18 protein-coding genes are annotated in these 17,258 nt (G+C 58.3%); 5 read left to right on the top strand and 13 right to left on the bottom strand.

Annotated elements, in window-relative coordinates; all coding sequences use genetic code 11:
- Positions 1-7: 7 nt before the first annotated feature.
- Positions 8-364 (top strand): hypothetical protein, encoded by a 357-nt coding sequence (locus tag FIL88_RS09505; protein ID WP_142853617.1) that lies wholly within the window; start codon positions 8-10, stop codon positions 362-364.
- An 11-nt stretch (positions 365-375) separates the two neighbouring features.
- Here the strand turns inward: FIL88_RS09505 and FIL88_RS09500 are convergent, their stop codons facing one another.
- Together FIL88_RS09500 and FIL88_RS09495 are read right to left on the bottom strand one after the other, a co-directional pair.
- Positions 376-1,392, bottom strand: a complete 1,017-nt coding sequence (locus tag FIL88_RS09500; protein ID WP_142853616.1) for a hypothetical protein — start codon at positions 1,390-1,392, stop codon at positions 376-378.
- A gap of 78 nt (positions 1,393-1,470) precedes the next feature.
- The gene (locus tag FIL88_RS09495) at positions 1,471-3,114 is read right to left on the bottom strand and encodes a long-chain-fatty-acid--CoA ligase (RefSeq protein WP_142853615.1); all 1,644 of its coding nucleotides are present in this window, start codon (positions 3,112-3,114) and stop codon (positions 1,471-1,473) included.
- A gap of 114 nt (positions 3,115-3,228) precedes the next feature.
- Here FIL88_RS09495 and FIL88_RS09490 point away from each other — a divergent pair, with 114 nt between their 5' ends.
- Positions 3,229-4,134 (top strand): DMT family transporter, encoded by a 906-nt coding sequence (locus FIL88_RS09490; RefSeq protein WP_185960900.1) that lies wholly within the window; start codon positions 3,229-3,231, stop codon positions 4,132-4,134.
- A gap of 64 nt (positions 4,135-4,198) precedes the next feature.
- Here the strand turns inward: FIL88_RS09490 and FIL88_RS09485 are convergent, their stop codons facing one another.
- The 8 genes from FIL88_RS09485 to FIL88_RS09450 all read right to left on the bottom strand — a co-directional run bounded on the left by FIL88_RS09485 (position 4,199) and on the right by FIL88_RS09450 (position 12,945).
- Complete coding sequence (locus FIL88_RS09485) at positions 4,199-6,403, bottom strand: 3-hydroxyacyl-CoA dehydrogenase NAD-binding domain-containing protein (RefSeq protein WP_142853613.1); 2,205 nt, start codon at positions 6,401-6,403, stop codon at positions 4,199-4,201.
- A 12-nt stretch (positions 6,404-6,415) separates the two neighbouring features.
- The gene (locus FIL88_RS09480; protein ID WP_142853612.1) at positions 6,416-7,621 is read right to left on the bottom strand and encodes an acetyl-CoA C-acetyltransferase; all 1,206 of its coding nucleotides are present in this window, start codon (positions 7,619-7,621) and stop codon (positions 6,416-6,418) included.
- Positions 7,621-8,082 carry a hypothetical protein gene (locus tag FIL88_RS09475; RefSeq protein ID WP_246066675.1) on the bottom strand — a complete coding sequence of 154 codons (462 nt, stop codon included), beginning with the start codon at positions 8,080-8,082 and terminating at the stop codon, positions 7,621-7,623. The genes FIL88_RS09480 and FIL88_RS09475 overlap by 1 nt, the downstream gene beginning before the upstream one ends.
- 52 nt (positions 8,083-8,134) lie before the next feature.
- Positions 8,135-8,770, bottom strand: coding sequence for a glutathione S-transferase family protein (locus tag FIL88_RS09470; RefSeq protein ID WP_142853610.1), 636 nt, complete (start codon positions 8,768-8,770; stop codon positions 8,135-8,137).
- 91 nt (positions 8,771-8,861) lie between these two features.
- Positions 8,862-10,634: an acyl-CoA dehydrogenase C-terminal domain-containing protein gene (locus tag FIL88_RS09465; RefSeq protein WP_142853609.1), complete on the bottom strand. Its 1,773-nt coding sequence runs from the start codon at positions 10,632-10,634 to the stop codon at positions 8,862-8,864.
- A 21-nt stretch (positions 10,635-10,655) separates the two neighbouring features.
- Positions 10,656-11,045, bottom strand: a complete 390-nt coding sequence (locus FIL88_RS09460) for a MerR family transcriptional regulator (RefSeq protein WP_185960899.1) — start codon at positions 11,043-11,045, stop codon at positions 10,656-10,658.
- Positions 11,046-11,315: 270 nt separating this feature from the next.
- A complete protein-coding gene (locus tag FIL88_RS09455) occupies positions 11,316-11,684 on the bottom strand; it encodes a MerR family transcriptional regulator (RefSeq protein ID WP_142853607.1) in 369 nt (122 codons plus the stop codon).
- Between the two features lie 136 nt (positions 11,685-11,820).
- Entirely contained in the window at positions 11,821-12,945 is a 1,125-nt protein-coding gene (locus FIL88_RS09450) for a putative manganese transporter (protein WP_142853606.1), read from the bottom strand.
- A gap of 103 nt (positions 12,946-13,048) precedes the next feature.
- On the opposite strand from FIL88_RS09450, the gene FIL88_RS09445 reads away from it, so the two are divergent.
- Genes FIL88_RS09445 through FIL88_RS09435 form a run of 3 tightly spaced genes read left to right on the top strand, consistent with a single transcriptional unit; the run spans position 13,049 to position 15,371 of the window.
- Positions 13,049-13,552, top strand: a complete 504-nt coding sequence (locus tag FIL88_RS09445; RefSeq protein ID WP_246066674.1) for a PaaI family thioesterase — start codon at positions 13,049-13,051, stop codon at positions 13,550-13,552.
- Entirely contained in the window at positions 13,549-14,064 is a 516-nt protein-coding gene (locus tag FIL88_RS09440; protein WP_142853605.1) for a PaaI family thioesterase, read from the top strand. Before FIL88_RS09445 ends, FIL88_RS09440 begins: the two co-directional genes overlap by 4 nt.
- Entirely contained in the window at positions 14,061-15,371 is a 1,311-nt protein-coding gene (locus tag FIL88_RS09435; protein WP_142853604.1) for an MATE family efflux transporter, read from the top strand. The genes FIL88_RS09440 and FIL88_RS09435 overlap by 4 nt, the downstream gene beginning before the upstream one ends.
- Positions 15,372-15,375: 4 nt before the next feature.
- Here the strand turns inward: FIL88_RS09435 and arsC are convergent, their stop codons facing one another.
- Genes arsC through FIL88_RS09420 form a run of 3 tightly spaced genes read right to left on the bottom strand, consistent with a single transcriptional unit; the run spans position 15,376 to position 17,113 of the window.
- Positions 15,376-15,717 carry an arsenate reductase (glutaredoxin) gene (gene arsC, locus FIL88_RS09430; protein WP_142853814.1) on the bottom strand — a complete coding sequence of 114 codons (342 nt, stop codon included), beginning with the start codon at positions 15,715-15,717 and terminating at the stop codon, positions 15,376-15,378.
- Entirely contained in the window at positions 15,714-16,778 is a 1,065-nt protein-coding gene (locus FIL88_RS09425; protein ID WP_142853603.1) for a quinone-dependent dihydroorotate dehydrogenase, read from the bottom strand. Before FIL88_RS09425 ends, arsC begins: the two co-directional genes overlap by 4 nt.
- Positions 16,775-17,113, bottom strand: coding sequence for a DUF952 domain-containing protein (locus FIL88_RS09420; RefSeq protein WP_142853602.1), 339 nt, complete (start codon positions 17,111-17,113; stop codon positions 16,775-16,777). Before FIL88_RS09420 ends, FIL88_RS09425 begins: the two co-directional genes overlap by 4 nt.
- Positions 17,114-17,258: the final 145 nt, after the last annotated feature.

The raw sequence follows: 17,258 nt of genomic DNA, 5'->3' as shown, positions 1-17,258 counted from the left end.
GGGTGTTGTGAGACATATAGTTAAGTCGTTTCTTTTGGCCGTTGCCCTGGTTGGAACCAGCTCGATTTCCAAATCTGAAACCGTGCATGGCGTGCCCGTCAAAGGCTATATCTCGGGCTATCCGATCGTTGCTGCGGATGATCTGAAGAACCTGCCAGCACATGTCATCATCGCGCCGGCCAGTTATCCTGCATCTAAGACCAAAGTGGCGATCCCGCATGGCTATCGTGCAGCGTGGGAAGACGGGCGTCTTAACCCGTTACGCGGAGTGCGCCGACAGGCGGGCGAGGTGATGACTTTATCGATTTGGTCAGACACGGTGCCGCGCAAGTTGATCCGCGAGCAAACCGTGATTGTCGAATAGTCATTATTGTCCTATTCGCCGCACACGCCCTGTAGCCTGACCCAATCGTCATCTGACAGAAGCGGATTGGCGGTGGTTGACGACACGGGATCAGCTTCGATCAGGTCCAGCGAGGTTTCACCGGTCAGATCAAGGGCATAGGCATATGGTGTTGCGCTGATGTTTTGCGCTTCGAACCGCGAAAGCAACGCGGTCGGGGGCAGTTCGGATTGCGGGGCGACCAACAGGGCCTCGGCATACTGATCAATCGCTGCGCCGGGTAGGTCGCCTGTGGTCAGCAATTGCACCGTCCCGCGCAGGCCAATGTGGTCCAACACAGGTAAGAGCGGATCTGTGCTGTTGCGACGCAGTTCTTCAGCCAAAAGAAACCCTGCCAAAACGTCAGGATGTTCGAAATCTTCAATAAGTGCGCGGTTCAATAGGGTGATGTTGCCCGGCAGGTGCTTTGAGCTTTGTACACCGCCCGATAATACCACCACGCGCAAGTCCGGATTTTCAGTCACCCGACGCGCAAATCTTGTCAGAACCATGCGACCGCCCCGTCCGCGACATTCCTGCCCGGTGATGCGTCCGATCCGCGTCAGGATCTGCTGGCCTATGGCCGCGCGCGACGGCTCGGGCACGACCGACACGGTATAGCTGCGTAATGCGCCGGGCAGCCAGAACACGGTCAATGCTAGCAGAAACAGAAGTATGCCCGCCGTCACCCAATGGCGGAGCCGTCCGGGGTGCGGGCGACGACGTTCGACCAGTTTGCGCACCTTCTCAAGTGCGCGGATCATGTCGTCGTCTTCAAGTTCCAGCTCTTCTGTGGCGTCTTCGCCGGGGCGAAACAGGGCAGGGCGATCGCCGGGATTGAGGCGTTGGATCGCGGGCAAAGACCAGTGGTTCAACACGTTCTCGCGCATATCCGAGATCGTTAGCGTCGCATCGCCCAAAGACAAAAGCACATCCACCCTTTGCGCGCCGTCATCGGGTCGCCAAAGGGCCGTGGCCTCAAGCCGCTCGTATTTGGTCAGGGCCGTCATATTTGGACGGTGCTTTCTGCTCGTGCTTAATTGCCGACAGGATAGCGCCAAGAACGCGCTCTCGCAATTGGAACAGTGTTAATGCGCGGATCGTGCCCAATCCCGCAACTGAAACTTCTGGATTTTCCCGGTCGAGGTCTTGGGAAGCTCGCAAAATTCGATCCGCTTTGGGGTCTTGAACCCGGCCAGACGTTCACGTGCGAAGGCGATCAGCTCGGCTTCATTTGTGTCATGGCCATCTTTCAGCTCGACATAGGCGCAGGGGATTTCGCCCCATTTATCGTCGGGCTTGGCGACCACGGCGCAAAGGCTGACCGCGGGATGGTGCATCAAGACGCTCTCGACCTCGACTGAGCTGACGTTTTCGCCACCCGAGATGATAATGTCTTTCGAGCGATCTGTGATCTTGATGTAGCCATCTGGCGTTTGATGCGCCACGTCTCCCGAGTGGAAATAGCCCCCCTGAAAGGCCTCGGCCGTGGCTTCTGGGTTTTTCAGATAGCCCTTCATGACGGAATTGCCGCGGATCATAATCTCGCCTGTGGTTTCGCCATCCATGGGAACCTGCGCCATCGTCTCGTCCAAGACGGTGATGTCCTCCATCTGCGGGAAGGCCACGCCTGTGCGGGCCTTGATGGTGGCGCGGTCGTCTTGCGGCAGGTCGTCCCATTCCGGGCCGTTCCACAGGCATTCAGTCACGTGGCCATAGGTTTCCGTCAAACCATAGACCTGCGTGACGTTGAAGCCCAAGGGTTCGACCGCAGCCAAGGTCGCAGCCGGGGGCGGTGCGCCTGCGGTGAAGACTTCAACCACATGATCAAAGTCTCTGCGGTCTGTTTCGGGCGCGTTGACGATCATGTTCAGCACGATGGGCGCTCCTCCGAAATGGGTCACGCCCTCGTCGGCAATGGCGTCATAGACCGCTTTGGCCGTGATCGTTCGGCAGCACACAACTGTCCCGCCCAGTACGGGCATCATCCATGTGTGGTTCCAGTTGTTGCAGTGAAACAGCGGCACAATGGTCAGATAGCGCGGGTATAGCTGCATGTTCCAGCTGATCGGCGTTCCCATTGTCATCAGATAGGCGCCACGATGGTGGCAGACGACGCCTTTGGGGCGTCCGGTGGTGCCAGACGTATAGTTCAAAGCCAGGCTTTCCCATTCGTCTTGTGGCATGACCCAGTTGAAAGCGGGATCGCCATTGCGCAGCAGATCCTCGTATTCCAGATAACGCCCGGTGGCAGGATAGCCCGCGACGGGGGCAGCGACTTCAATGATCTCGGGTGGGTTTTGTGTACTGTCTTTGGCCATCAGTGCCAGCGCGGCTTCGGCCAGAGGGACAAGTTCGGTATCGACCAGAACAACCTTCGCGCCGCCGTGATCGAAAATATAGGCAACCGTGTCGACGTCCAGCCGCGTATTGATTGTATTCAGAACCGCCCCACAGGCGGGAATGCCAAAGCTGGCTTCCACGTGCGCCAGCGTATTGTGCAAAAGCGTGCTTACCACATCGCCCGACTGCACACCCCGCGCCAAAAGCGCCGAAGCCAGACGGCTGACGCGGTCATGATAGTCGCGATAGGTCAGACGGCGGTCCCCTTCGATGACCGCCTCGCGGTTGGGAAATACCTTTGCGGCACGCTGAAGATGTGAAAGCGGGGTCAGGGGCACAAAATTCGCCGCACATTTATCCAACCCGCGTTCGTCTGCCATCCAACCCATGTGCACTCCTCCCAAAGCGATGTGTTTTCTTAACCAGTGTCGTTTTCCGAGTGGACCCCACCGTGCCCCTTGTGGTCAATGGCCGTAAGAGGCTTTTCGAACAAGGAAAACGACATGGCAGCGGACAGACCATTGGCAGCAGCGGGATATGTCTTTGCTGCGATGTTCTTTCTGGGGTTCTTCGACAACCTTGTGCGTCTCATCGCGCCCGAGCTTGGCTTGTGGCAATTCCACTTGATGCGCACCGTTATGGCCTTTGGCCTGTTCGCGCTGATGTCCCTGTCCAGCCGCGTGCAGTTCCGCCCCAAAAGGGCGTGGGCTGTGATGCTGCGCGGAGGTTTGGCCGCGCTTGCGATGCTGTTCTATTTCGGCGGGTTGGGCTTCCTGCCGGTCGGGCAAGTGGCCTCGGGCCTGTTCACAGCGCCGATCTGGGTGATGCTGATTTCAGCGCTGTTTTTCGGCAAGCCGATTGGGGTGACGCGATTGGGGGCGGCACTTGTGGGGTTCGTCGGCGTGGTGATTGTGCTGGACCCGTTCAGCGAGGGGATCCGCCCAGCGGTTATGGTCCCCATGGCAGCTGGGTTCTTCTATGCGCTGGGCGCAATCGCGACGCGGCAGTGGTGCGAAGAGGAAACGGCCCTGTCCATGCTTGCCGCGTTCTTCCTGTGCCTTGGCGTATTCGGCGCAATCGGGTCCGTTGTCATGACGGTCTGGCCGCACGAGGTGCCTGTGGGCGCAGACGGTTTTATCCTGCGTGGTGTTATCTGGCCAAGCAGATGGGCGTTGTTCATCACCTTCCTGCAAGCAATCGGTTCGATTTTAGGAGTGGGGCTGTTGTTCCGCGGCTATCAGCTGGGCGACCCGGCGCAGGTGGCGATATATGAATACTCGCTTCTGGGTTTTGCAGCGGCTTGGAGTTTTGTGCTTTACGGCGACCGGCTGGGTCCGAGCGCGGTTCTAGGTATGGTGCTGATTGTGATATCGGGCATCGTAATCACGCTGCGGTCGCGTGAAAGCTAACTGGATACCCGCCAAGCAAAACGGCCCGGAATGTCCGGGCCGCTTGTAGGATTTAGGGGTTGGATCAGGCGGCGTCTTCGGCGCTGTCGAAGCGGCCATAGAATGTCTCGCCTTTGTCGGCCAGATCGCGCAGCAGGGCAGGCGTGGTGAAACGCGCACCATGAGCGTCGGTCAGGCCGTCGCAGATCTCGACCGCTTTGCCTGCGCCGATCATGTCCAGCCAGCTGAACGGACCGCCCGACCACGGGGCAAAGCCCCAGGCCAGAATTGCGCCCACGTCGCCTTCGCGGATGTCTTCCAGCACACCTTCTTCCAGCGCGCGGACGGCTTCCAGAACCTGCGCCATCATCAGGCGATGTTTGACTTCCGACAGGTCGGGCTGGTCATCGGCTAGCGGGAACTTGTCGCCAAGCCCTTCCCAAAGACCGGTGCGTTTGCCCTTCTCGTCATAGTCATAGAAGCCAGCGTTCGACTTGCGGCCCAAACGGCCCTCGTCTGCCATCCAGAAGATGATGTCATCGACAGCAGCGTCCGGGTAATCGTCGCCCATAGCCGCTTTCGTGGCCTTAGCGATCTTTACACCCAGATCGATCGAGGTTTCATCGACCAGTTGCAGCGGTCCAACCGGGAAGCCCAAGAGTTTCGCGGCGCCTTCGACCAGAGCAGGGCTGACGCCTTCACCAACCATGCGCATTCCTTCGTTGATATACGGAATGATGCAGCGGTTGCAGTAGAAGAAGCGTGCGTCGTTGACCACGATCGGCGTCTTGCGGATCTGGCGCACATAGTCCAGCGCCTTGGCAACAGCACGCGGGCCGGTTTCTTTGCCCTTGATGATCTCGACCAGCATCATGCGTTCGACGGGTGAGAAGAAGTGGATGCCGATGAACTGATCGGGGCGCTCAGACGCTTTGGCCAGCTCGGTGATCGGCAGGGTCGAGGTGTTGGTGGCATAGATGCAATCGGGGCCCACGACGGCCTCGACCTTCTTGGTCATCTCGGCCTTCACGCCCACGTCTTCGAAGACCGCTTCGATGATCAGGTCGGCCCCTTTCAGAGCCTCAAGATCAGTCGTTGCGGTGATGGCCGACAGGACGGCCTCTTTCTTCTCGGGCGTGGCTTTGCCGCGCTTGATGCCTTTGTCCAAGTACCCCTCGGAATAAGACTTGCCGCGGTCTGCTGCCTCTTGCGTCTGGTCGATCAGTACGACCTCCATCCCGGCCATGGCGGACACCAGCGCAATACCTGCGCCCATCATGCCCGCGCCCAGAACGCCGACCTTTTTGACCGACTGGTCATCGACATTCTTCGGACGCACAGCGCCTTTTTCCAAGGCCTGCTTGTTGATGAAGAGTGAACGGATCATCGCAGACGACGACGGGTTCATCAGAACGTTCACGAACCAACGGCATTCCACGCGCAGCGCGTCATCGAAGGGCACCATAGCGCCTTCATAGACTGCCGCCAGCAACGCTTTCGCCGCCGGATAGACGCCATTGGTTTTGCCGTGGATCATCGCCGCTGCACCCACGAAGGTCTGGAAGCCCGCCGGATGATAGGGGGCGCCGCCGGGCATTTTGTAACCCTTCGCGTCCCACGGCTTTACGATGTCCGCATCAGTTGCGTTCAAAACCCACTCTTTCGCGCGGGCTTGCAGCTCGTCAGCCGGAACAACTTCGTCAATCAGGCCAGCGGATTTTGCTTTGTCGGGCGAAACGGTCTTGCCTTCCAAGAGGAACGGAGCCGCCGCCATCGCGCCCATCTTGCGCACTAGACGGGTGGTACCGCCTGCGCCCGGGAAGATGCCAACCATGATTTCCGGCAGGCCAATCTTGGCCTTCGGATTGTCGGCCGCAATGATGCGATGACAAGCCAGCGGAATTTCCAGACCGATGCCAAGCGCGATGCCGGGCAGGGCGGCGACAATCGGCTTGCCACCTTTGTTGGTCTTGGCATCCATGCCGGCGCGTTCAATCTTACGCAGTGCGGCGTGCATCGACATGATGCCGTCAAACAGACCTTTGGCAGGGTTGTCACCCGCATCCGATTTCATCTGAGCGATGACGTTCAGGTCCATCCCGCCTGCGAAGTCTTTCTTCGCCGAGGTGATGATCGCACCCTTCACGTTGTCGTCGGACAGCACAGTGTCGACATGCCCGTTCAGTTCTTCAAGTGCTGCATAGGACAGCACGTTCATGCTTTTGCCCGGGACGTCCCAAGCGATGGTGGCGACGCCGTCGGCGTCCACGGAATAGTGAAAATCAGCCATGATTACGTCTCCTTACACGCGTTCCAGAATGGTTGCGGCGCCCATGCCCGAGCCGATGCAAAGCGTGGCCAGACCGGTTTCCTTGTCCGAGCGCTCCATTTCATCAAGCAATGCGCCAAGGATCATTGCGCCGGTGCCGCCCAGCGGGTGGCCCATGGCAATCGCGCCGCCATTGACGTTCACCTTGTTGGTGTCCGCGTCGAAGGCTTGAATGAAGCGCAGCACGACCGATGCGAAGGCCTCGTTCACTTCAAACAGGTCGATGTCGCCGAAATTCATGCCAGCCGCTTGCAACACACGTTCGGTCGCAGGGACCGGGCCGGTCAGCATGATTGTTGGGTCGGTGCCGACTTTCGAGGTCGCACGGACGCGTGCGCGTGGTTTCAGGCCATGGCGTTCGCCAAACTCTTTGTTGCCGATCAAAATGGCGGCCGAACCATCGGCGATCCCGGACGAGTTACCAGCATGGTGCACGTGGTTGATCCGCTCAAGATGGGGGTACTTCAGCAGGGCCACCGCGTCGAAGCCCGGCATTGCCTCGCCCATCGCTTTGAATGATGGGTTCAAACCGCCCAGCGATTGCATGGTGGTTTCGCGGATCATCTCGTCTTCGGCCATGACGGTCAGGCCGTTCTGGTCGGTGACAGGAACGATCGACTTGAAACGACCGTCTGCACGAGCGGCTGCGGCGCGTTTCTGGCTTTCAACAGCATAGGCGTCGCAGTCATCGCGGCTGAACCCGTATTCGGTCGCGATGATGTCTGCCGAAATGCCCTGCGGTACGAAATAGGCTTTCATCGCCAGATGCGGGTCAGCGGCAATCGCGCCACCGTCCATGCCCATGGGCACGCGGCTCATGCTTTCGACACCGCCAGCGATATAGGCATCGCCCGCGCCGCCACGAACCTGGTTGGCGGCCATGTTTACGGCTTCCAGACCCGAGGCGCAGAAACGGTTGATCGAGACGCCCGGAACGCGCTCGTCCAGATCGGAATAAAGCACGGCGGAGCGCGCCAGGCAGGCACCTTGTTCACCCACTTGGGTTACGTTGCCCCAGATCACATCCTCGACGGCATGGCCTTCAAGGTTGTTGCGCTCTTTCAGCGCGTTCAGCGCCACAGAAGACAGGCGCACCGCCGTCACTTCGTGCAGCGTGCCGTCTTTCTTGCCCTTGCCGCGCGGCGTGCGCACGGCGTCATAGATATAGGCGTCGGTCATCAGACTCGTCCTTTCTTCGGAAAAACGTAGGGATTTTGAGGTGTTCGGTTTGGAGCTTCACAAGAAAGAAAAGCATGTGAAGCAATCGGCGCCAGCGCATGCGCCGTTACACGCGTCATCTGTACATCGGCGCTTTTGCGATTTCTTCTCTGGCTCGTCGCCGGCGGTGAGCTTTTCGTCCACCGCGCGACAGCAACATTGCGAGGCTGCGACGTTTTGGAGTGTTTCATAGGCCGCGCGGCAATCGCGAAAACGCTCTTGAATTCGCGGTAGGGCTGGCCAAAATCCATGGGTTTGGATTGCGTGTTTGGCAAAGCCCGAGCAACCCGGCCCGCCATGCACTGCGGCGTAGGCGCATCGAAAGCCCTTGTAAGGAGAGATCCAGCGCTGATAGGCGGCAATGCCTGCAATTGCAGCGTGTGACAACATGTATCTTTTCTATCCAAATGATGTTCATACATGATCTGGGATTTTCCTTATCGAGTTACAAGGTGCTGACATGCGTCCCGTTGCTCACGCGCGGTCCGCAGGGGAGCCGGGCATCAGGTCATAGGGGTGTTTCCAGCCGGGCGTTTCCGAAATCCGGGTCAGCCAGGCGTCAATTGCGGGCCATTCGGCGCGGTCGAAGCCGAAGGGTTCGGGATAGAGAAGATAGCCGCAGCACGAGATGTCAGCGGTGGTCAGCGCGTCGCCGACCAGCCAGTCCCGAGTGCTCAACTCGCTCTCAAGGGTTTTGTATGCAGCCTTCAGGCGGCCTTGATTAAAGGCGATGACCTCGGCCGGGCGTTTGTCTTCGGGCAGGAAGTTCATCAGGAAGCGCGTTAGACCCGCCATCGAGGACATTTTGTGGTTGTCCCAAAACTGCCAGCGCAGAATTTCGCGGCGCTCGGCGGCAGAACTGCCACCCAGCTTGCCAGATTTGGACGAGACATAATCCTGAATTACCCCGGGTTGAGACAAGGTTGTGTCGCCATCCACCATCACCGGAACTTCACCCATCGGGTTGATCTCGCGAAACTCGGGTGTACGGGTTTCGCCGCCGAAGAAGTCCACGTAAACGGGTTCCCACTCCAGCCCAGACAATTCAAGTGTCAGTGCTGCCTTATAGGCGTTTCCGCTTTCGCCGAAGCAGTAAAGTTTGATGGTCATGGCGTCCTCCCCGGAGCGTTTGTTATGGGCGGCCAGCGCACCCTACAATAATAGTAAGGATGCGCTGGGCCGTTTTGTTAGGGGCAGGGGCTTAGAAAAGATCTGCCTCCAATGCCATCACCGTGTCGGCACCGCTTTCGATCCGAGCAAGATGCATGGACGTGGCGGGCAGGCGGCGTGCCATATAGTAGCGCGCAGTGGTCAGCTTGGTCTCGTAGAACGCTGCGTCGCCTTCGCCGGTTGACAGCGCGTCAAGCGCTGCGCGTGCCTGGCGGGCCCACATGAAGGCAAGGCAGACGTGCCCAAACAGGTGCATGAAGTCATAGGACCCGGCCAGTGCGTTATTGGGGTTCTTTGCGGCCGATTGCATGAAATACATGGCCGAGGCTTGCAGGTGCTTGGACGCCGTTTTCAGCGGTTCGATGAAGTCTTTCATCTCGTCGCTATCTTGCTCTTTGCAATAGGATTTCACCATCTCAAAAAACGCCATGATCGGCTTGCCACCATCTGCGGCCAGTTTGCGGCCCACAAGGTCCAGCGCTTGAACGCCGTTGGCACCTTCATAGATCTGGGTGATCCGCGCGTCGCGAGTGAACTGGCTCATGCCATGTTCTTCGATATAGCCGTGACCGCCATAGATCTGCTGGGCCAACACGGTCATGTCATAGCCCTGATCGGTCAAGAAGCCTTTCAGAACTGGAGTCATCAAGCTGATCAGTGCATCCGCGTCTTTATCTTCCGAGCGATGTGCTGCGTCGATCAGTTGAGCACCCCACAGAAGGAACGCGCGCGCGCCTTCGACAAAGCTTTTCTGATCCATCAGCGAACGGCGGATATCCGGGTGCACGATCAGCGGATCGGCGGGGCCGTCCGGGTTTTTCACACCGGTTACGTCGCGCCCTTGCAGGCGGTCCTTGGCATAGATGACTGCGTTCTGATACGCGGCTTCGGCCTGAGCCAGACCTTGCATCGCCACGCCCAGACGGGCCTCGTTCATCATGGTGAACATGGCGCGCATGCCTTTGTGTTCAGTGCCCAGCAAGTACCCGGTCGCTTCGTCATAGTTCATGACGCAGGTCGAGTTTCCGTGGATGCCCATCTTGTGCTCGATATTGCCGACAGACACGCCATTGCGCGATCCGACCGAGCCGTCTTCGTTCACGTTGAATTTCGGAACGATGAACAGCGACACGCCCTTGATGCCCTCGGGGCCGCCGGGGATTTTCGCCAGCACAAGGTGGATGACGTTGTCCGACATGTCGTGATCACCGGCCGAGATAAAGATCTTCTGGCCCGAGATTTTGAAGCTGCCATCGTCCTGCGGTTCTGCCTTGGTGCGCATCAGACCCAGATCGGTGCCGCAATGCGGTTCCGTCAGGTTCATCGTGCCAGTCCATTCACAGCTGACCATCTTCGGCAAATAGGTCGCTTTCTGTTCGTCCGTGCCATGCGCCAGAATGGCCGAGGCCGCGCCGTGGGTCAGGCCCTGATACATGGTGAAGGCTTGGTTTGCGGATGAAAACATCTCGCCCACTGCTGTGCCCAGCAGAACGGGCATGTTCTGGCCGCCGAATTCTTCGGGCATGTCCAGACCGGTCCAGCCGCCTTCTTTCATTTGTTCGAAAGCGCCTTTGAAGCCGGTTGGTGTATAGACCACGCCGTTTTCCAAACGACACCTTTCTTGATCCCCAACGATATTCAGGGGGGTCAAAACCTCGCTGGCGACCTTGCCTGCTTCTTCCAGCACAGCACTGGTGAAGTCGCGTTCAAGATCTGCGTAACCGGGGATATCCGACTGATCGGCCTTCAGCACGTCGTGCAGAAGGAAGGCCATGTCTTTGGTTGGCGCGGTATAGCTGGGCATGTTCGGGCGTCCTTTCTGAAATTAGCTGTCTTCGTCAAACGAGGCGATCTTCTTTTCCGCCCATTCGAGTTGTTCTGTCAGATCGCCGATTGCGTCGTTCAGCTCTTCACGCTGACGCTTAAGGTCCTCTAGGTGCCCTTTGGCCACGTCGACAGTGCGGATCAGCTGCGTTTGCTGCTGGTCGCCCATGTCGTAAAGGTCCAGAAGCTGACGGATCTCTTCCAGGGCAAAGCCAAAGCGTTTGCCGCGCAGGATCAGTTTCAGACGTGCACGGTCACGTTTGGTGAACAGGCGTTTTTGGCCTTCGCGGATTGGCGAAAGCAATTCTTTGGCTTCGTAAAAGCGCAACGTCCGCGCAGTGACGTCGAACGCATCGCACATCTGGCGAATTGTCATAATGTCGTCGGTCATTCGATACTCCATACATTTCCGACACTGGCCACGGATCTGACCAGTTCGGTGTACTATATATCTTGACGTTTACGTAAATGTAACGTGACGTCGCGTCTTTTCTTGTCGTGGCGTAAAGCCTGATTTCAAAGGGCGAACGCAACAAGCTGATATTCAAGTGAAAATCAGTTTCCGTTAGGGCAGGCTGTTTTTTTAGAATTCTTGATGCGATTTTACCAAAAGGTCAAAAATGGACCATTTCGCCAAGCGAATCGCTGATGAAGGGAGGGATCAGTCCAGCCCGTCCGCCACGTCATCGCGCAGCTTCTGAAGGTCGGTAATGCTCTCGGAAAGCTCTTCATACTGTGCGCGCAGTGCGGACAACTGGCGATCTGCCAGCTCGACCCATGCACGGTTCTGGGCGTCTGTGCCCATCTCATCATAGATCAACAGCCATTGGCGCAGTTCTTCCAGCGAAAAGCCAAATCGACGACCGCGTAGAATCAGCGTCATGCGGGCGACTTCGCGCGGGGTATAGAACCGCGACCGGCCTTCTTTCTCGGGGCTTAGAAGTTCGATATACTCATAATATCGCAATGTGCGCGGGGTGACGTCGAACTTCGCGCACATTTCTTTGAATGTCAGGCGGTCGTCAGACATCGCGTTCCCCTTCGTTATTCTGGGAATACCGTAAAGGACTGTGCGCGTTGGTGCAATTCAGTAGAAGCACTCTGTTGACCCAACTTGGGGCAAGGGGATGCGGGGCGCAAAGGCCCCGATCCTGTTTTCGTATTGGTCAGTTCATGAAGCCCGGTGCGAATATATAGAACGCATAGGCAATGATCATAGCAGGGATGGTGGAATAGAGCGTGGCAACGATCGCCGCCTTAGGGTTCAACGCAATCGCAGGGAACAGGGCGTCACCATCGTTCGACACCGCGTTACCCATCAAGGCTGCGAAGGGGATGATGCCGTTCAAATACAGCGTTGTGACCAATACCTGCGGTCCACAGCCGGGAATCAGACCAATCAATACGCCCATCAGCGGCAGAAGCGGCGCGACCGACTGGAACAGAAGTTCCAGATCCAACCCACCAAATTCGGCCACATAGTCATAGGCCAGATAGGCCCCGATCACCCAGACCGAGATAAAGCTGGTTTCTTCTGCCATGCGGGTCAGGGGGCTGTCCTTGGCGTTGGTCATGGCTGACACTTTCGACGTCGCCCAGATGGTCAAACCAAGGAAGGTGCCAACAAGTGCGATCCACATGATCGGCATGCCGAAGATATGGCCGATATCGATTTGAGCAAGCTGCATGACACCCACGTAAAGGCCCGGAATGGCCAAAAGCAGATAAGCTATATCCTGCACGCGCGTTTTACCGATCAGCGGTGCCAATTCGCAGCTGGCAAGGGATGAGGCGCGGTACTCAACAGTGTGAAACCGGTCAACAATCCAGCCTGAAAGGACGCCGATGGCCAAGGACAAGGGCAGGACAATGGCCGCCGCATCCGGCCGCGTGGCTAGTAATAGGAAGGCTGCATCGCCCATGGTGGCGGTTAGGGTCGCGACCACGGCGCCGAACCCAACATGGCCCGAACTATATGCGGCGACGACAACCACCGCGCCGCCACAGCCTGGAGTGGCGCCCAAAAGTGCGGCCAAGGGGACTTGTGCACCCTTTGCATTGGACAGAACCTCGCCGATATCGAACTTGAACAACCGCTCGGCCCCGTAAAACAGAAGTAACGTAGCGGCAACAAAGACCGAGACCTGCACGTAGGCGTCCGTCATAAGCTCGCGGGTCAGGGCGCCCAGATGCCCGGGCGCGATGGCAAGCGCGGCCATGATGGCCAGCACCAAAAGACGTTTGGGGCGCAAGGCCCCGAAGGGGGAAGCAATAGCTGAGGCGTCGGTCATGTCTGCACTTTTAATTGCGAATAATTCTTAATTGCGAAACTAGGGGCTGGACGCGTGAAATGCAAGCGCCAATAAATAGACCGAATGCAAAAGGATATTTGCCATGATGAAGGGCATGACGGCTGAACAGAAAGCCGAAATGGCACGCAAGTTCACTGAAGCCATACCGCATTGCAAAGCGTTGGGCATGGTGTTGGAGAAGCTTGAAGATGGCGAGGCAATCATGTCGATGCCTTATGACGAAAAGCTGATCGGCGATCCGCGTACAGGCGTGATCCATGGTGGCGCGGTATCGGCTTTGCTGGATACGTGCTGCGGGTCGGCTGTCATGAGCCATCCCAAAGCGCCAGCGATCACGGCAACGATTGATCTGCGCATCGACTATATGCGCTCGGCCACTCCGGGGCAGAAGATCACGGCCAAGGCCACCTGCTATCACGTTACGCGCTCGGTCGCGTTTGTGCGCGCGGTGGCTTTGGACGAAGATGAAGGCCGACCTGTGGCCACAGCAACAGGGGCCTTCACGGCAGATGGTGACCCCAAACGTCGCTCGACCGAGATTTCAAACGACATCACCGATGATGTCAGCGAAGGAGGTGCCGCATGACGCCCCCGCCCAAGCACAAACGCCCTGAACCCGTCGAAGTGGTCAAACATCGTCGTGATGTTGCTTTGGCCGGGCTGGTGGGTGGTGTTCCCTATGTGCAGTTTCTTGGCATTCAGGTCGAACGCCATGGGGATGAACTGACCGCCATCTTACCCTTTGACGAAAAGCTGATCGGCAACCCGATGCTGCCCGCAATCCATGGCGGTGTGACCGCGGCGTTTTTGGAAACCGCAGCGGTCATTCAGTTAAGCTGGTCCACCTTGTGGGAGGATATGGAAAGCGGCGCGCTTGATCCGTCGACCCTTGGCCCGGAACACATGCCCTATCTTCCCAAGACGATTGATTTCTCGATCGATTATCTGCGCTCGGGTTTGCCGCGCGATGCCTATGCGCGTGCTCGGGTGGTTCGGCAGGGGCGGCGCTATGCGTCCGTGCATGTCGAGGCTTGGCAGGATCAGCGTGGCAAGCTTTATGCACAGGCGACAGGCCACTTCCTGATGCCCAGCCCGTGAGACGCGCGGCGCTGACGCATCGGCGTGTGCTGGCGGTTGCCGGCCCGATTGTTTTGTCCAATGTAACCGTTCCCATTCTGGGGCTGGTGGACACGGGCGTTATTGGGCAGTTGGGGGATGCAGTTCCCATTGGCGCCGTCGGCATCGGCGCGGTGATCCTGTCCACATTCTTCTGGGTGTTCGGGTTTCTGCGTATGGGGACGACAGGCCTGACCGCGCAGGCACATGGCGCCGGGCAACACGGCGAGGTCGCAGCGATGCTGACCCGTGCCTTGTTGATTGCCGTCCTTGCGGGCATTTCCCTGATCGCCCTGCAAGGCCCGCTATTTTGGGCCGCGTTTCAGATTGCCCCTGCGTCCGGTGAGGTCGAAGTTCTGGCCCGCGAATACCTTGCCATTCGCATCTGGGGTGCACCATTTGCGATTTCGGTCTATGCCTTCACCGGCTGGTTGATCGCGCTGGAACGTGCGCGATCGGTGCTAGTTTTGCAGGTCGTGATGAACGGAGTGAATATCGGGTTGGATCTGTGGTTCGTACTGGGACTTGGCTGGGGTGTCGAAGGTGTGGCCATCGCCACGCTGCTGGCCGAGTTCTCGGGTGCGGCGCTGGGCCTATGGCTGTGTCGCGACATATTCCACAACCCCGCATGGCGTGACCGCGCGCGTGTGTTGGACGGGCCGACCCTGAAAAATATGGCAGTGGTGAACACGGATATCCTGCTGCGCTCGCTTTTTATTATGGCGATTTTCACCAGCTTCACCTTCTATGGATCGGGTCTATCGGACACCGAACTGGCCGCAAATCAGGTGCTGATGCAGTTTATCCATGTGACGGCCTATGCATTGGATGGGTTCGCGTTCGGAGCATCGACGTTTGTCGGGCAAGCGCTTGGGGTCGGAGATCGCGCGCTACTTCGGCGTGCTTCGATGATGACCAGCGTTTGGGCTGCGACGATATCTGGCGTGCTGGCATTTGGTTTTCTTCTGCTTGGCGGGTGGGGCATTGATGTGATGACCACCGCGCCAGACGTAAGGCAGGTTGCGAAAGGTTTTCTGCCCTATATGGTGCTGGCCCCGCTTCTGGCTTGGCCAGCCTGGATGTTTGATGGGATATTCACCGGGGCGACCCGGACAGCAGATATGCGCAACTTGGCGTTTGTTTCTGCCGTGATCTATTTTGCAGCCGTATATGCATTGATGCCGGGGCTGGGCAATCACGGGCTGTGGGCGGCGCTGCTAATTTCCTTCGTGGCACGGGGGGCGACCTTGGCCCTGCGCTATCCGGCGCTGGAACGGTCCGCGACGTAGATCGTCAGAGGATTTCCAACACGCTTTCCGGGGGACGCCCCATACGCGCTTTGCCGTCTTTCAGAACAATGGGGCGTTCGATCAGGACGGGGTGTGCCAACATGGCGGCGATCAGATCATCCTCGGGCGTGTCGGCAGACAGACCAAGATCCTTAAAGACCTTCTCGCCCTTGCGCATGATCTCGATCGGCGTCGCGTTCAATGCCGCCAGCGCTGCGCGCAATTCGGCCTCGGTCGGCGCGTCGTCCAAATAGCGGCGCACCGCCACGTCTTCCCCGTGCTCTTCCAGCAGGGCGAGCGTTTGACGCGATTTCGAACAGCGGGGATTGTGCCAGATCTGGGTCATAGCCATGCCTCGCGCCCAGTGCCCACCGCATCTGCAACACAGTTGAACCCGTCGCGTTCCAACCGTTTATCAATCCCGCGCGCGATGTCTTCGACCAGACTGATCCCATGATAAGCCAGCGACGAATAGAGCTGCACGACCGAGGCCCCAGCAAGGATCTTTTGATACGCATCCTCGGCCGAGGCGATGCCACCAACCCCCACCAACGGCATCTGCCCGTCGGTAAGTTGCGACAGGCGTGCCAACACGCGCGTGGACTTTTCAAACAAGGGTGGGCCGGACAAGCCGCCAGCCTCGTCTTTGTGCGCACTTTTCAAACCATTGCGGGACAAAGTGGTGTTGGTGGCGATCACCGCGTCCACATTGACGTCCTGCGCGACGCCAGCCACTTCGGCCAACTCCTCATCCGATAGATCTGGTGCGATTTTCAGGAAGACGGGCGTGTATTTGTCGTGATCTTTGCGTGCATCCAGCACACCCTGCAACAGCCCGCGCAGCGCATCCGCGCCCTGCAGATCGCGCAGCTTTTCTGTGTTGGGCGAGCTGACATTGACCGTCACAAAGTCGACATACGGCCCGCAGCAATTGAACACTTTCACATAATCGGCCGCGCGGTCTTCGCTGTCTTTGTTGGCCCCAAGGTTAAGCCCCACCGGCACTGGACGGCGGTGCGATCGACGGGCAAGGCGGGCGGCAGCGGCGTCCATCCCATCATTGTTGAAGCCGAAGCGGTTGATCACCGCCTGATCCTCGGTCAGGCGAAACAGGCGCGGTTTCGGGTTGCCCGGTTGTGGGCGGGGGGTGACGGCGCCCACTTCGACAAAGCCGAACCCGGCTTGTGTCAGCGCATCCACCACGGTGGCGTTCTTGTCGTATCCTGCGGCCAGTCCTACCGGGTTGGTCATCTCTAAACCGCAAAAGGTGGTTTTCAGCCGGTCGGTGGTCACGATCCCCGGCATCGGTACCACACCGGCCTTCATCGCCATCAACGCCAATGTATGCGAGCGTTCTGGGTCCACCTTATGCAGCGCTTTCAGCGCATATTTTTCGATCAAGTTCATGCCAGATCCTCGGGGAAGTCATGGCCATCGGGGCCAAGATGAAGCGTGCGGCTCCACAGGGCTTCGGACAGCATTAATTCGCGATACAGATGAGGAAATAAAGCCGCGCCGCGCGAGGGTTCCCATTTCAGCTGCGCGCCCATGGCGTCTGCTTCGAACGCGACCAGCTGAAGCGCGTCTTCGCTCGCGAAATGCTTGGACGCGGTTTCGCGCACCTGTTTGGCGGTTGAGAAATGGATGAACCCATCCTGCACATCAATCGGAGCACCGGTGGTCTTTCCGGAAAGCTTAAACGCCTGCCATTCGGCCGCGCGTAGGATTTTGTATATCTGCATGGCCCTCATGTGCCGTTTTGGCCGCATTGCGTCAAGCAGTGATGGCATTTGGCGGCTTTTTCGGCTTGGATGGCGTCATCTTGTTGTTACGTCAACTTGCCACCAGATCACGAGAGTTTTGACAAGTTGGCCCGACTCACGCCAC

This window comes from Aliiroseovarius halocynthiae, from assembly GCF_007004645.1.
In the GTDB taxonomy this organism is placed as follows: domain Bacteria; phylum Pseudomonadota; class Alphaproteobacteria; order Rhodobacterales; family Rhodobacteraceae; genus Aliiroseovarius; species Aliiroseovarius halocynthiae.
The sequence above is the reverse complement of the archived record's forward strand: the minus strand, read 5'-3'. Positions and strand labels throughout refer to the sequence as shown.